A 14,300-nucleotide genomic window follows, 5' to 3' on the forward strand; every position below is an offset into this window, starting at 1 on the left:
GCTATCGGCAGCCGAAAAGGACCGCGGACGCAAGCTCGTCATGATAGTGCCGACCCTGTGCGTTGTTGTGGTACGTCCCCAGGTAATCTATCAGGTCCTCTCGTGTGACAACGCCTTCCGGCAGGGCTGGCAGGACTACAGTCAGCTCCGTTGGGGCATCGCACACCAGTTTCACTTTCGCGTCGACGATCTGCTCGAGCACAATCTTAAGTTCGTTGAGAAGAGTGGTGTCATTCAGATCTTTTACTTTCGACACTACGCCGTTCAGTAAAGATTTGCCTTTATAGTTGATATTGGCACTGCCAAGATCAACAACACGTAAGGTTTTTCCCGTAGCGCCCGTGACCTGTCCTACCCTCACACTTCTAAGGCCGCCAGTCTTGTCTTCAGTGCGCAGAGCTATGACATCGTTGAGCGTGAATGCGTTCGGAATGTCGACGGTTATACGCAAAGGACTGGTCGAAACTACCGCTGATATAGTCGCCGTGAACGCGGGTGGCAAAGCCTTCAGCCAGGCCCCCACGAGCGACGCGCCAATCTCCTGAGCCTGTCGGCCTGGCTTGAGTTTCACCTTGGGCACAAGCGTCGCTCCCCGCGCTTTGAGGCGTGCGAGAGCAACCTAGGCTGCTTTTTCTTTGGCTGCAAGGAGGTTGCCGTGGACAGACAGAGGTATTGGGAGCATGCTGTCAGTCAGTCGACCAGCGGACGGTGGGGATCCATGAAGCTTGCTTGGCTTGTGACTTTTCTCATTACATATCAGCTCGCCGCCATTCTTTCCGCGCCCACTATTGTGTACGCGGACGAACCGTCCGACGAGCCACAAGTTACGCAACGCACATTCATCGCGCCGGTTGCGGACAAGGTCAGATTTGGATCGACTATCGCCAGCTTGAACAAGATCAATCCGTCGGGGAAAGCCCTGCAGGCTGTCGACATGCCTGACCTGGGATTTAGCCTGGTCACTGGAAGCTTTACCGACGAGGAAGCGGACAAGCTTCTATCGGAGGGGTATCAGGAACCGGACTCACTTGAAGTAAGTCTGTTCGCGGACGGCGGTTGCGAAGCACGCAGCCGGCTAGAACCTGTAACGGGTGACAAGCTCGTGCCGCCGAACGTTTGCAGGGTAGTCGGGTCGCCCAGTCTTGTGACCAGCGGGTCCGCGGTCTGGATCATCGATAGCGGTGTCGACGAAGACGTCGTCACAAAAGGGCTTCTTAATATTTCGGAGCGGATCGACTGTATGGCCACTATGGCTACTTCATGTGACAACACGGTCACCAGCCTGCCAGACCATCAAGGTCACGGCACGATGGTTGCAGGCATCATTGGCGGAATGCGTGTGGCAGGAACAACAAGTGGAGAATACCTTGGCATCGTTGGGGTCACTCCCGGGGTGCCGCTCAAGATTGTCAAGGCATTTGAGGATAACAAGTCGAAGATCTTCGGACCGCCGCTTGTCGCCCTGCGATATGTTCGTGACAATGCGTCCGCTGGCGAAATCCTGAACATCAGCTGGGGCGCGCAGTTCATGGAGACTGCGAGAAAGGGTGGCCAATTAGACCTGCTTGGTAAGATGGACAAGCTGCTGTTTGAGATCGCAAACAAGCAAGTCCGCATTGTGATTGCGGCGGGCAATGCGCGGGAAGACGACGAGGCGTCGTGGGTACAGTCCTTTTTCCCGGCGAATGCGTCGGAATATTTTTCTCCAGACCCGACGCAAGGCTTCATCCAAAGTGTCTCGGCATCCAAAAGCACTTATGTCGCGGCCGGCACCGGCACTGAAGCGTGCAGCACCGTTTCAGATGCGTGGTGTGATGAGCTTTGGAATGGCGGCTCTTTTGGCGCTGCCATGTCCGAGCCCGGCGTTGGCGTCCAGGTGCTTTGGCGGAGCACAGACAATCACAAGCTAAGGCAGAATATTTGTTCGGGGACATCCCTTGCCGCTCCAGTTCTGGCAGGACTGCTGGCTCGGAACACGAGTTTGCAGGAGGTCCCGGTCAAAAAGGGCGTGATCCCAAATGCCGATCCCCTCGGATTTTCGACGGCCGGAACGCCGGACGTCACTGATCCGGATTATCCGAAATGCAATTGACGCGCCGCACGGCCCTCCAGTGTTTGGCTCTCACCTCGCTGTTTGGGACGAGCGCAGGGCGTGCTTCGGCGCTTTTTGCCGGCGACAGCCACCCGCGGCTGCTGGTCGTTCACCTTCGGGGCGGACTTGATGCGCTGGCCGCGCTGCCGCCCCATGGCGATCCTGATTTCCGGCGGGTGCGAGGCAGGGCGAGAGAACTTGGCGGCTCCGACGACGCATTCGGCGTGAAGCTTGATCCTCTGTTTGCGCTTCATCCGGCGCTGGAACCTCTTGCTCGGTTCTATTCGGCCGGCGAATTGCTGATCCTGCCCGCGACGGGCATCCCGGATACTGGGAAATCGCATGGCGCCGCGCAGAGGGTCCTGTTCGACGGCGATGTCGATGGCGGCGATTTTGGCTGGCCAGGAAGAGCCGCTTCGGTGCTGTCGCAGGGAAGCCAACCGATCTGGCGCGCAGCGCCGACCGACCTCTCGAATGATGTGCTTTTCGATCTCGTGTTGGCCAATCCGGAACTTGACATCGCTCGCCTTTGCCTCGGTGAGGCGTGTGGTTCAGCCGGAGACGCGGTGCAGACGTTGCTCGCACGGCGACATGCGCTGAGTGCTGCCAGCTTTGCCGCAGCGGCGACCTCCGCGGCGCAGGCGCTGTCCAGGCCCGACGGTCCGCGCGTGGCCCTGCTGCAGTTGGACGGCATCGATACCCACGTTGCTCAGGGAGAGCGTCTTTCGGCGACCCTTGGGACATTGGCGCGTGGTGTCGTCGCGTTCTCGGAAGCGGCAGCCGCGATCTGGCGTCAAACCGTTGTGCTCGGCATTACGGAATTCGGGCGCTCCATCCACTTCAACGAACAAGGCGGCACCGACCATGGCGGTGCCAGCCTAGCGTTCTTGATGGGTGGTGCGATAGCCGGTGGGCGGATCGCGGGTCACTGGCCCGGATTGGCGGTAGATCAACTCCACGCGGGGACCGACCTAGCGGTCACCACCGATGTCCGCTCGATCGTCAATGCGGTGTTGCAAGATCATCTTGGACTCTCAAGCCAGGCAATGGCGATGGTCGCTCCAAACGCATCGGGCCTTCAAGCAATTAAGGGGTTGTTTCAGCACCCTTGGCAGAACGCGTAGCGGTGCCGACGTCCGCTTGTGGGGGCCACACGCCGGGATCGACACGATCGCGGCGCGCCTAGAACCCGAACAGTTTCCTTGCGCAGGGCGCCCTTGGAGTGGCCCGAAGCTGCCCCCTCTGGCCTTTTGTCTCAGCCGCTCTATCTGGCTAATGCTAGCCTTATCCTCTGATGGAGGTTTTGATGGATCGGCGATCATTCTTGACAGCATTGTTCGGCGTTGCGGGGGCCGCGGCGCTTGCTACTACGGTTCGGCCTCTCGAGGCCGTGGCCGGGGTTCCCAATGTCGGTAACGGCATTCTCGATGAGCTCGACAAGCAGGATGCCAGTGCTTTCGATGACGACGAAGGCCCGGGCGATGTCGAGCAGATCTACCATCGGCGATGGCACCATCGTCGCCATCACAGGCGGCGCGTCTGGAGGCGGCACTGCCGCAGGTTCTGGCGGTATGGCCGGTGGCACCGGCGCTGCTATCGCAGGCGCTCTTATGTCATATTGCGGTTCTAGCCGCGGCTTGATCCCGGGGTTCGGATAGTCCTGCCCCGAGGCGCAATACTGTAACAGACCCATCCCGGCATGCTTCGGGATGGGTCTGTCAGGTTTGCCCAGCTACCGCCGTCACCGAGTCCCGCTCGACCAGCGGGCATTCCAGCTTGGTGATGGGATAGCGGCCGCGGCCTGGGGGCGGCGGAACTTCGAGCTGCTCGATCGCCCATTGGCCCATGGCCATGTGCGGCAGGATTGATGTCGTCAGCGGCGGGAACAGATGCCGGGCGATCTCCTCGTCGTCATAGCCGACCACCGAAATGTCCTGCGGGATGTGCAGGCCCGCCTCCTTCAGCGCTTCGTAGCAGCCGATGGCCGTGCGGTCGTTCTGGCAGAAGATGGCGGTCGGGCGGTCTTTCAGCGCCAGAAGCTTGACGGTCGCGGCATAGCCGGCGCTGGCCGACCAGTCGCCTTCGACCACCAGCTCCGGATCGAACGGGATGTCGGCGGTGGCAAGCGCCCTGCGGTAGCCTTTCAGCCGGTCTTGCGCGGCCTGCATCCAAGGCTCGCCAGTGATGGTGGCGATGCGCCGGTGGCCGTGGCCGATCAGATGCCGGGTCGAGCTCTGGCCGCCGGCGATCTCGGAAGGCACCACGGCCGGGAAGGCATAGTCCGACGTGTAGCAGTTGAGCAGGATGACCGGAATGTCGAGGCCGTAGAGGAAGTCCGGCGCCGTGATCTCGCGGGTGAAGATGGTCATGTAGATCAGCGCCGAGATGCCGCGCTTGGTGAGGGCCGCAATGGCACGCGGCTCCATCACGGCGTCGCCCATGGTCTGCGCCACAAGCAAGACGTTGCCGGCGTTCCATGAGGCCTGGCGGGCGCCCTCGATGGCGACCACGGCTTCCGGACTGGTCGCCAGCTGGTCGACGGCGAAACCGATGACGCCATCCAGCCCCTCGAAGGCGGGAACCGGCTTGCGCAGCGCCGAGAAGGCGGGCGCGGTGTAGCCGAGCGAACGCGCGGCATCGATCACCCGCTCGCGGGTCTGCTGCGACAGCCTGATGCCGGGCGAATTGTTGAGCACGAAGGAGACGGTCGCCTGCGAGCAGCCGGCCGCCCTGGCGATATCGGTCATGGTGACACGGCCGCCCTTGGCGGTTCTCGCCGGCGCCTTGCGCCGCTTCGCCGTGTCGCTGGCCGGATCCCTCGTCTCGCTCATGGCATCGTGTCCCCAATCCCCAGCCTGTCTAGCGGCAGCCTGTCAGGCCGACAAGATGGCGTGGCGCCGTCGACTAATGGAAATGGTCGGAGGCATTTATGTTTATTAGCAGCTTTGAGATTCCTCCGCCATGCCGCTCCGCGACAGTGAAACTCAAAGGCTACAAGGCATCCACTTGGGTGCGCCCGAGACAACACGCGTTCGGCGAGCGAGCCACAAGGTCCCCCTCGAGCCTTCGCACGAGACCTTTTACTAATACTGTTTACTAATACAAAAATGCGCTGTAACGTCAATCCGTCGCGCCCAGCTCGTTATGGCTGGCGCGGCGGAAAGTGCAGCGAACAGCCTGATGGCGAGCGGAGATTGCCTCCGCATGCTATGTTTCGGACATGTGATATGTCAGACAAATCAGACTATTTACGAGCGTGGGATGAGTCTCTAAAGTCCGTGATCGCGACTGGAACGACGCCATTCTTTCAGTGCCGGGAACCCTGAGGAGGAGGGCGTCCAGATCGCAAGCGGCAAATCAGTGAGTGCAAGATCGGTTCAGTCCGACGACTGGACCAAAACGGGAGGTTGAACATGAAATCCTTGATACGACACGCATCCGTAGCCACCGCAGCCCTGCTGCTGGGCCTCACGGCGACAGCCATCGCGCGCGCCGACGACAAGCCGACGCTGGCCTTCGTCGTCAACGGCGCTTCCGACTTCTGGAAGGCCGCCGAGGCCGGCGTCAAGAAGGCGCAAGGCGAGTTGCCCGACTATAATCTCGAACTCAAATATCCCGAGCAGTCCTCGGTCGCCATCCAGCAGCGGCTGATGGACGATCTGGTCACCGCCGGCGTCAAGGGCATCATGGTCTCGGCCGTCGACCCCAAGACGTCGACCGACGGTCTGAACAAGATCGCCTCGGAAACGGCGCTGTTCACCACGGACTCCGATGCGCCGCAAACCAAGCGCGTCGCCTATATCGGCTCGTCCAACGTCGATGCCGGCAAGCAGGCGGCCGAAATTGCCAAGAAGGCGATGCCGGACGGCGGCAAGTGCCTCGGCTTCGTTGGCCTGCTCGGCGCCGACAACGCCAAGGAACGCATCCAGGGCATGAAGGACGGCCTGGCCGGCAGCAAGATCGAGCTGGTCGACGTGCGCGGCGACGATATCGACCAGGCGCGCGCCAAGAAGAACGTCGAGGACGCGCTGGTCGCCAGCCCCGACATCACCTGCATGGTCGGCTTCTACTCCTACAACACGCCGCGCATCTATGAAGCGCTGCGCGACGCCGGCAAGCTCGGCTCGATCACCGTCGTCGGCTTCGATGACGATCCGATCACGCTGGGCGGTGTCAAGGAAGGCACCGTTGCCGCCACAGTCGTGCAACAGCCCTTCGAATGGGCCTACCAGGGCATGAAGCTGATGGCCGCCTATCTCAAGGGCGACAAGTCGGGCATTCCGGAAGGCGGCCTGATCATCATCCCGACCAAGATCATCGGCAAGGACGATGTCGACGCCTATGCGGCCAATCTGAAGGCGATGTCTGGAAACTGAGACCACGAGCAGTTACGCCGGCTCAGGGTTCGCCTTGAGCCGGCGATCGTATTGACGGGCCCGGTCAGGCCCGTCAGTCTGCTGAAGGGGCTGTTTCGAGCAATTCCAGGAAAAGTGTGAACGGTTTTCCGTCCGGAATTGCGCTAAAAAAGAGATGGAGCGGTTCGGCATTTCCGTGAAACGATGAACCGCTCTAGACCCAGCGGCTGCTGTCAGGCTTGATGAACTATTCCGACACATCCATTGCAGCGACTACCCCGTTCCTCGGCCTCGAGAACGTGCGCAAGACCTATCCGGGCGTTGTCGCACTGGATGGCTTTTCCATGGAGGTCAGGCCGGGCGAGGTGATCGGCCTGGTCGGCGAAAACGGCGCCGGCAAATCGACCTTGATGAAGATTCTCGGCGGCGTCACCAGGCCGGACAGCGGGACCATCACCGTTGACGGGACCGCACATGACGGGCTCACCGTCGAAGGCAGCCTGGGTTCCGGCATTGCCTTTGTCCACCAGGAACTCAATCTGTTCGAAAACCTCGACGTCGCGGCCAATATCTTTTTCGGCCGCGAGCCGTTGCGCGGCGGACCGCTGAGACTGGTCGATCGCGCCAGGCTGCGTGAAATGGTGGCGCCATTGTTGAAGCGCGTCGGCGCCAATTTCTCCGCCGATACGCAGGTTGCCTCGCTGTCGCTTGCCCAGCAGCAGATGGTCGAGATCGCCAAGGCGCTGTCGATCAAGGCGCGTCTGGTCATCCTCGACGAGCCGACATCGAGCCTGCCGATCGCCGAAACCGACAAGCTGCTCGACGTCATCAAGGGGCTGAAGGCTGACGGCATCAGCGTCATCTTCATTTCGCACCGCCTGCATGAGGTCGAGCGCGTTGCCGACCGCGTCGTCGTGCTGCGCGACGGCATGCTGGCCGGCACCTTGCCGAAGAGCGCCATCAACCACGACCAGATGGTCAAGCTGATGATCGGCCGCATGCTGAAGGAGCGCGAGAAAGCCTCCGAGGCCGCGCGGGCGCCGGGCGCTACGGCACTCTCGGCAAAAGCCGTCCGAACCCCTGCCTACCCTGCCCGGCCGGTCGATCTCGACATCAGGCGCGGCGAAATTCTCGGCCTCGCAGGGCTTGTCGGTTCCGGCCGTACCGAGTTGGCGCGGGTGTTCTTCGGCATCGACGGCACGCTTGGTGGTTCGCTCGAACTCGACTGCAAGCCGCTGGCGCTGGGCTCGGCCGCCGATGCCGTCGCGCACGGCATTTTTCTCGTCCCGGAAGACCGCAAGCTGACCGGCATTCTGCTCGATCTCTCGATCGCGCAGAACATTTCGCTGCCCAATTTGCCGGCGCATGCGAAGCGCCAGCTGGTGTCGGCAAGTGCGGAGACCGTCACCGCCGAGAAGCAGAAGAAAGATCTCGGCATCAAGGCGCCGTCGGTGCAGACCCGCACCGGCTCGCTGTCGGGCGGCAACCAGCAGAAGGTGGTGCTGGGCAAATGGCTGGCCATGAACCCCAAGGTGATGATCCTCGACGAGCCGACGCGCGGCATCGACATTGGCGCCAAGGCCGAAATCTATGGGCTGATGCGGGCGCTGGCCGATGCCGGCGTCGCCGTGCTGATGATTTCCAGCGACATGGAAGAGGTGATCGGCGTTTCGGACCGCATCGCCGTTATGCATGAGGGCCAGATCTCGGGCATTCTCGACAAGGAACACTTCAGCCAGGAGAACGTGCTTCTGCTGGCTGTCGGCAAGCCGGCAAACTAGCCGGATTTCGGCATTGCCGGTCCGGCATTGGGGAGACGACGATGAGCAAAAAAGATCTCGGCCTGCTGATCCTGATCCTGGTGGTCGGCGCGGTGGTGGCGATCATCAACCCTCGCTTCCTGCTGCCGATCAATCTTGCCAACACCTCGAACCTGATCGGGCTGTTCGGCATCCTGTCGATCGGCCAGGCCTTCGTCATCATCACCGGCGGCATCGAATTGTCGGTCGGCTCGGTGGTTGCGCTGCTCGGTACGCTGTTCATCGACTTCATCGCCGTACGCGGTTTGGGCTGGCCGATTGCGCTGCCGCTGATCCTGGTGCTCGGCGGCATCATCGGGCTGGTGCATGGCTGGCTGATCACCCGGCTCAAATTGCAGCCCTTCGTGGTGACGCTCTGTGGCCTGCTGATCTATCGCGGCGTGGCGCGCTTCTACACCGCCGACGGCACCGCTGGCTTCGCCTTCGGGCAGAATTTTCCGGAGCTGGAATTCCTCACCGCCGGCCGGTCGTGGGGCGTGCCGAACAGCTTCATCGCGCTGATCGTCATTTCCATCGTCATGTGGGTGGTGCTGCACCGCTCGGTGTTCGGCCGCTACCTCTATGCCATCGGCAAGAACGAAGAGGCGGCGAAATATTCCGGCATCCGCACCGGCCGCGTGGTCATGGCCGCCTATGTCATCTGCGGCGTGCTGACGGCGCTGTCGGCGATCTATTTCGCCATGTATACGCGCTCGATTTCGCCGGCCAGCCACGGCCAGTTCTATGAACTCTACGCCATCGCCGCGGCCGTGCTCGGCGGCTTCTCGCTGCGCGGCGGCGAGGGCTCGCTGGTCGGCGTCATCCTCGGCACCGTGCTGCTGCAGGAGTTGCAGAACCTGGTCAACCTGCTCGGCATCCCGTCCTCGCTCAACTTCGCGGTGATGGGTGGCGTGATCCTCATCGGCGTGCTGGTCGACCAGCAATGGGGCGTGTTCCGGGCAAGACGGCTGATGCTCGACGCCAGCCGGAAGAGTGTGGCCGCGGAGTGATCGCCGCGCTTCTTACCTTCTCCCCTTGTGGGAGAAGGTGGCCTCGCGAAGCGAGGTCGGATGAGGGGTGTTCCAGCTTGGCGGAAACTTTCATCTAATCAAGGCATTCGGTGGCAGGCTGCCAGTGCCGCATTCCTTCGCGCACCCCTCATCCGTCTCGGCGCTGCGCGCCGATCCACCTTCTCCCACAAGGGGAGAAGGTAAAGGGCGCTAAATCACGCCGGACATATCCGAGAACGCCATCGCCTTGCGCAGCACTTCGGCGAAGCGCTCGCCGGCGGTTTCGCGCGGGCCGCCATTGTCGATCGAGGTGACGCCGGGTCCGGACAAAGCGACGTTGGCGCTGCGGGCGAGGCGGGCGAGCACTTCGCCACGCGACTCGCGGCCGCGCTGGGCCAGGCGTTCGGCGAGGATTTCCGGCGCGGCGGTGATCTCGACGACAGCCAGATTGGCGTAGCGTTCGCGCAGGACCGGGATAACCCCGCGCGACACATTGGCGACCGCCACATGGCCATTGGCTATCGACCAGTCGACATCGGCCGGGATGCCGTAGCGCAGGCCGTGCGCCTCCCAGGAAATCGCGAAGGCGCCGTCGGCTTCGGCCTCGACAAAGGCGGCGTCGGCCAGCGTATCGTGATCCTCGCTTGCGGCGTCGCTCGGTCTGGTGATGACCCGGCGCACGAACTCCAGCCTTGTCTCGTCGGCAAACAGCGCCCTGGCATAGCCAATCACCGTATCCTTGCCGGCGCCGCTTGGGCCGACGACGGCGACGAAGACGCCGTTGCGGACCGGAAAAGCCCCGGCGGTGAGTTCGCGTTCGATCGAGGCCGAGACCATCAGGCGACCCGGCGTCCCTGGCGCCAGACGGTCCGCACGACCGGCACATGATCGTCGACGCGCACACGCACCAGATCGGCACGGCGGCCCGGTTCGATGACGCCGCGGTCGCTGAGGCCGATGGCCTCGGCAGGGTTCTTCGACACCATGGCAACCGCCTGCGGCAGGGAAATGCCTTCGACGACATCACCGAGGAAGAAGGCCGACTGGATCAGGCTGAACGGAATGTAGTCGGACGACAAGATGTCGAGCAGACCATCGCCGGCCAACGTGCGGGCCGAGACGTTGCCCGAGTGCGAGGCGCCACGCATGACATTGGGAGCGCCCATGAGCACGCCGAGCCCGGCATCCTTGGAGGCTTTGGCGGCTTCGAGCGTGGTCGGGAATTCGGCGACCCGCACGCCTTGCTCAATCGCCTCGTCGACATGGCCTGATGTGGCGTCGTCATGGCTTGCCAGCACGATGCCGCGCTCCTGGCAGGCGGCAGAGATCGCCACCCGGTTCGGTCCCGAGTTCCGCGCCGACTCACTCATTCGCTTTTCGCAGAACAGCTTGAAGTCGCGATCGGTCAGCTTCAACTTGCGCTGGTAGTAGTAGGCGTAGGTTTCGAGGTTGACGAACTGGCGCTGTCCCGGCGCATGGTCCATCAGCGATGCCAGCCTGACCCGTTCGTCGCCATCGAAATTGGCGAAGGCCTGCAGGCAATCCGGCGCCGAGACCTCGCAGCGCAGATGCAGGAAGTGATCGGCGCGCAGGCGATCCTGCTGAACACTGTCCTCGATGGCATCGGCGAGCTTGCGGATATCGTCGGAGGTGAGGTCGGCGTCCTCGTCCATGCCGACGCGCAAGGCATCGAGTACGGTGGTGATGCCGGCCGTGGCGACCTGAGCGTCATGCGCGAGCACGGCGGCGATCGGGTTCCAGCGCACTTTCGGCCGCGGCGCGTAATGGCCTTCGAGATGGTCGGTGTGGAGTTCGACCAGGCCGGGAATGATGTAGTCGCCGCCCATATCCTCGCCGGTTCGCCCGGCGCCGGCGTCGATGCCGGCGATTAGGCCGTTGCGCAGCAGCAGCGACCCTTCGACGATTTCGTCGGCAAGCACGATGCGGGCGTTGGTCAGAACGGTCTCGGCAGTCATTTCAGGCAGTCCTTGGCTCGTCAGGCGGTTTTTCGGGCGGTGCGGCGCCCAAGCGCATGGTGCGAGAGCACCATGAACGGAGCGCCCGGTTCGGTTTCGACAAACAGCGTCAGCGCATCCACCAGCACCGGCTGCTGCAGCACCTCGGCGAACAGGCTGTCGATTGCTGCGCGCAGACGTTGGCTTTCCTGTGGCCCGGCCCGGCCGGACAGCGTCATGTGGAAGCGAAAGGTCTCGAAGACATAGGGGTAGCCCCACTGGCAGAGATTGCGGAATTCGGCCGGCTTCAGCGAATCCGGGCTGCGGCGTTCGATTTCCGCTTCGGTGAGCGGCGCGCGAAAACGGTCGAAGCCCAGCACGACGTCGTCGGCGAAACGGTTGAGCGACGGCAGCGGCCCTTCCGTCACCAAAGCGAAGAAGCCATCGATCTGGCTGACGATAAGGCGCGGGATGGTCACCGTCGGTGTTGCCTCGGCAAAGGCGTCCAGCGCCGCGCGCAGCGAGGCTTCCGTCTCGTTGGCGGCCAACCGGAAGGGCGCCTTCAGTGTCGCGTGAAAACCGTAGCGCCGGGCCGAGGCGGTGTGGAAGGCGACTTCCGCGGCCGACAGGTCGGCCACCGCCTCGACCGGCCTTGTGGCGGCGCCGAAAGGGTCGCGTCCCAGCCAGTTGGCGGCGAGCCGCGCCAAGGGCTCGTCCTGCCTCGGGGTGAAATAGATGGCGTAGCGCATCGAAAATCCTCGTCAGCCCGCTGCCATAGGTGATTTCCATGACGGATTGACGAAGCTTTGAAGGGTTTTCGATAGCAAATCGACCAGACAAGTCCTTAGCCGACGATTTTTTCCAACTGGACCAATAGCTTGCGCTGTTCAGACCTTCATCAGCCATTCGTGCTCGGGCGCATTGTAGAATTTCCACGTCCGCTTCGGTCCGGCCATGACGTTGAGATAATAGAGATCGTAGCCATGGCAGGCGGCGCAGGGGTGATAGCCCTTGGGCACCAGCACGACGTCGCCATCCTCGATCGCCATCGCTTCGTCGAGATCGCGATGCCCGTTCTTGTCGGCGTCGGTGTAGACGCGCTGGAAGGCAAAGCCCTGCGGCGGGTTGAGGCGGTGATAGTAGGTTTCCTCAAGATAGGATTCGGCCGGCAGATTGTCCTGGTCGTGCTTGTGCGGCGGATAGCTCGATGTGTGGCCACCGGGCGTGATGACCTCGACCACCAGCAGCGAGTCCGCCGGCTTGCCCTCCGGCAGGATGTTGGTGACATAGCGCGTGTTGGTGCCCTTGCCGCGCACCTCTTGCCCGAGATCGTTGGGCGCGATGACGCGCACCGGCAGCCCGCCGCCATGGCCTGGGGCCGAGCAGACAGCCAGTTCGAGGTCAGTGTCGGCGGTGACCGACCAGTCCGACCCCTCAGGGATATAAACCGACCACGGCTTGCCCTCGAAGGGCGACATGCGCTCACCGAGCAGGCCGAGTTCCTGGCCGCCGGCTTCCGCTTTGCCCTTGCCGGTGACGAAGACCAGGCAGACTTCGCAATCGCCGGTCTTTCCCGAGGCGTTTTCGCCCGGCTTCAGCCGGTGCAGGTCGAAGCCGACATAGGTCCAGCCGGCGCTTTGCGGCGTGACATGGGCGACACGGCCATGGCCCTTGTCGGCTTTGACGAGCAGTTTCGACATTTTTGTCTCTCCTATCGCAAAATCTTCGAGGCCGGCCGAGGCCTCCCGACTTCGTCATCCTAGGGCGTAGCAGGAGCGAAGCTCCGTCGCGGAGACCCTAGGATGACGAAGCGAGGAGCGTTCCCGCCAATCACCAACGTATGCGATCCATCACGCGCGCAGTGTCCGATCCGCAAGCCCTTCCGCGCCATGGACCGCTTACTCCTTTGGCTCGACCGGAGGCTTCGCTTCCTCGGCCGGCTTGTACAGATAAAAAAACTGCCAGACGGCGTAGGCGGCGAAGCCAAGCGCGATGACGCCCCAGAACGGCGTGCCGGAGGCAAATTCAATTCCGGCCCAGATCACGCAGACGGCGACGACGGCAACGCGCCGCCACAGCGGGCGGAAGAAAGGGTGCTCGTAATCCTTCATCGGATCGCCTCAGGCATTGGGAAAGCCCTGCGTCTCCACAGTGTAGCCGGCAGCCGTCATTACGCGTATCAGTTCCTTGTGGCCGACCTGCGCCATTTTCAGCGGCGGGTTCTTCTTCGGATCCTGCTCGGCCTCGACGACGAACCAGCCTTCATAGCCATGGTCGGCAAAGCGCTGCACGATGGCGCCGAAATCGAGCGAACCGTCGCCCGGCACGGTGAAGGCGCCGAGCGCCACGGCATCGAGGAAAGACTGTTTCGTGCGGTCGAGGCCGTCGATCACGGCCATGCGCACATCCTTCACATGGACATGGCTGATGCGCTTGTGGTGGTTGTCGATGGCGCGCAGCACGTCGCCGCCGGCAAAGGCGAGATGGCCGGCATCGAGCAGCAGCGGAATGCCGTCGCCGGAATGGCGCATGAAGGCATCGAGCTCCGGTTCGGTCTCGACCACCGCCGCCATGTGGTGGTGATAGGACAGCGGCATACCCTGTTCGGCGCACCATTCGCCGAATTCGGTCAGGCGCCTTGCATAGGCCTTCATCTCGTCGCTGGTGAGTTTCGGCTTGGTGGCGAGCGGCTTGGAGCGGTCGCCCTGGATCGAGCGGCCGACCTCGCCATAGACGATGCAAGGCGCGTTGACCGCCTTGAACAGGTCGATCATCGGCTGGATGCGATCCTTGTTCTTGCCCATGTCCTCGTCGACCAGCGTGCCGGAGAACCAGCCGCCGCACAGCGTCACGTCGGCCTTTTTCAAGATCGGCAGCATGACAGCGGGGTCGTTGGGAAAGCGCCGGCCCATTTCCATGCCGGTGAAGCCGGCCGAACGCGACTGGCGCAGACATTCTTCCAGCGAGACATCGTCGCTGAGTTCGGCAAGATCATCGTTCCACCACGCAATGGGGGACATGCCCAGTTTGGCTTTCAAGTCGTCACTCCGGATTAGAACTGTTCACTACCTGTTGGTTGGCGCTGCCCC

General features: G+C 62.6%; 14 protein-coding genes. 5 read left to right on the plus strand and 9 right to left on the minus strand.

Annotated features, from left to right (window positions below; genetic code table 11):
* Window position 1 precedes the first annotated feature (1 nt).
* Window positions 2-580 carry a hypothetical protein gene (locus H0241_RS07505; protein WP_181056755.1) on the minus strand — a complete coding sequence of 193 codons (579 nt, stop codon included), beginning with the start codon at window positions 578-580 and terminating at the stop codon, window positions 2-4.
* Between the two features lie 138 nt (window positions 581-718).
* Here H0241_RS07505 and H0241_RS07510 point away from each other — a divergent pair, with 138 nt between their 5' ends.
* Window positions 719-2,092 (plus strand): S8 family serine peptidase, encoded by a 1,374-nt coding sequence (locus H0241_RS07510; protein WP_181056756.1) that lies wholly within the window; start codon window positions 719-721, stop codon window positions 2,090-2,092.
* Complete coding sequence (locus H0241_RS07515; protein ID WP_181056757.1) at window positions 2,083-3,216, plus strand: DUF1501 domain-containing protein; 1,134 nt, start codon at window positions 2,083-2,085, stop codon at window positions 3,214-3,216. The genes H0241_RS07510 and H0241_RS07515 overlap by 10 nt, the downstream gene beginning before the upstream one ends.
* 194 nt (window positions 3,217-3,410) lie before the next feature.
* Here H0241_RS07515 and H0241_RS07520 read toward each other — a convergent pair whose 3' ends face one another.
* Together H0241_RS07520 and H0241_RS07525 are read right to left on the minus strand one after the other, a co-directional pair.
* Complete coding sequence (locus tag H0241_RS07520) at window positions 3,411-3,593, minus strand: hypothetical protein (RefSeq protein WP_181056758.1); 183 nt, start codon at window positions 3,591-3,593, stop codon at window positions 3,411-3,413.
* A gap of 217 nt (window positions 3,594-3,810) precedes the next feature.
* Window positions 3,811-4,923, minus strand: coding sequence for a LacI family DNA-binding transcriptional regulator (locus H0241_RS07525; protein WP_181056759.1), 1,113 nt, complete (start codon window positions 4,921-4,923; stop codon window positions 3,811-3,813).
* A gap of 582 nt (window positions 4,924-5,505) precedes the next feature.
* On the opposite strand from H0241_RS07525, the gene H0241_RS07530 reads away from it, so the two are divergent.
* The 3 genes from H0241_RS07530 to H0241_RS07540 all read left to right on the plus strand — a co-directional run bounded on the left by H0241_RS07530 (window position 5,506) and on the right by H0241_RS07540 (window position 9,256).
* The gene (locus H0241_RS07530) at window positions 5,506-6,468 is read left to right on the plus strand and encodes a sugar-binding protein (protein ID WP_181056760.1); all 963 of its coding nucleotides are present in this window, start codon (window positions 5,506-5,508) and stop codon (window positions 6,466-6,468) included.
* Window positions 6,469-6,689: 221 nt separating this feature from the next.
* Window positions 6,690-8,228 (plus strand): sugar ABC transporter ATP-binding protein, encoded by a 1,539-nt coding sequence (locus H0241_RS07535; RefSeq protein WP_181056761.1) that lies wholly within the window; start codon window positions 6,690-6,692, stop codon window positions 8,226-8,228.
* Window positions 8,229-8,269: 41 nt separating this feature from the next.
* A complete protein-coding gene (locus H0241_RS07540; protein ID WP_181056762.1) occupies window positions 8,270-9,256 on the plus strand; it encodes an ABC transporter permease in 987 nt (328 codons plus the stop codon).
* A 210-nt stretch (window positions 9,257-9,466) separates the two neighbouring features.
* On the opposite strand, the gene phnN is transcribed toward H0241_RS07540, so the two are convergent.
* The 6 genes from phnN to iolE form a co-directional block, all read right to left on the minus strand.
* Window positions 9,467-10,096 (minus strand): phosphonate metabolism protein/1,5-bisphosphokinase (PRPP-forming) PhnN, encoded by a 630-nt coding sequence (gene phnN / locus H0241_RS07545; protein WP_181056871.1) that lies wholly within the window; start codon window positions 10,094-10,096, stop codon window positions 9,467-9,469.
* On the minus strand, window positions 10,093-11,232 hold the full coding sequence (locus H0241_RS07550; protein WP_181056763.1) for an alpha-D-ribose 1-methylphosphonate 5-triphosphate diphosphatase: 1,140 nt from the start codon (window positions 11,230-11,232) through the stop codon (window positions 10,093-10,095). The genes phnN and H0241_RS07550 overlap by 4 nt, the downstream gene beginning before the upstream one ends.
* Window positions 11,233-11,252: 20 nt before the next feature.
* Window positions 11,253-11,960 (minus strand): DUF1045 domain-containing protein, encoded by a 708-nt coding sequence (locus H0241_RS07555; RefSeq protein ID WP_181056764.1) that lies wholly within the window; start codon window positions 11,958-11,960, stop codon window positions 11,253-11,255.
* 138 nt (window positions 11,961-12,098) lie between these two features.
* Window positions 12,099-12,911 carry a 5-deoxy-glucuronate isomerase gene (gene iolB, locus H0241_RS07560; protein WP_181056765.1) on the minus strand — a complete coding sequence of 271 codons (813 nt, stop codon included), beginning with the start codon at window positions 12,909-12,911 and terminating at the stop codon, window positions 12,099-12,101.
* A 198-nt stretch (window positions 12,912-13,109) separates the two neighbouring features.
* Entirely contained in the window at window positions 13,110-13,322 is a 213-nt protein-coding gene (locus H0241_RS07565; protein ID WP_181056766.1) for a DUF3329 domain-containing protein, read from the minus strand.
* Window positions 13,323-13,331: 9 nt separating this feature from the next.
* A complete protein-coding gene (gene iolE, locus H0241_RS07570) occupies window positions 13,332-14,249 on the minus strand; it encodes a myo-inosose-2 dehydratase (protein WP_181056767.1) in 918 nt (305 codons plus the stop codon).
* Between the last annotated feature and the right edge of the window lie 51 nt (window positions 14,250-14,300).

The sequence above is a fragment of the Mesorhizobium neociceri genome, from assembly GCF_013520985.1.
GTDB lineage: Bacteria > Pseudomonadota > Alphaproteobacteria > Rhizobiales > Rhizobiaceae > Mesorhizobium > Mesorhizobium neociceri.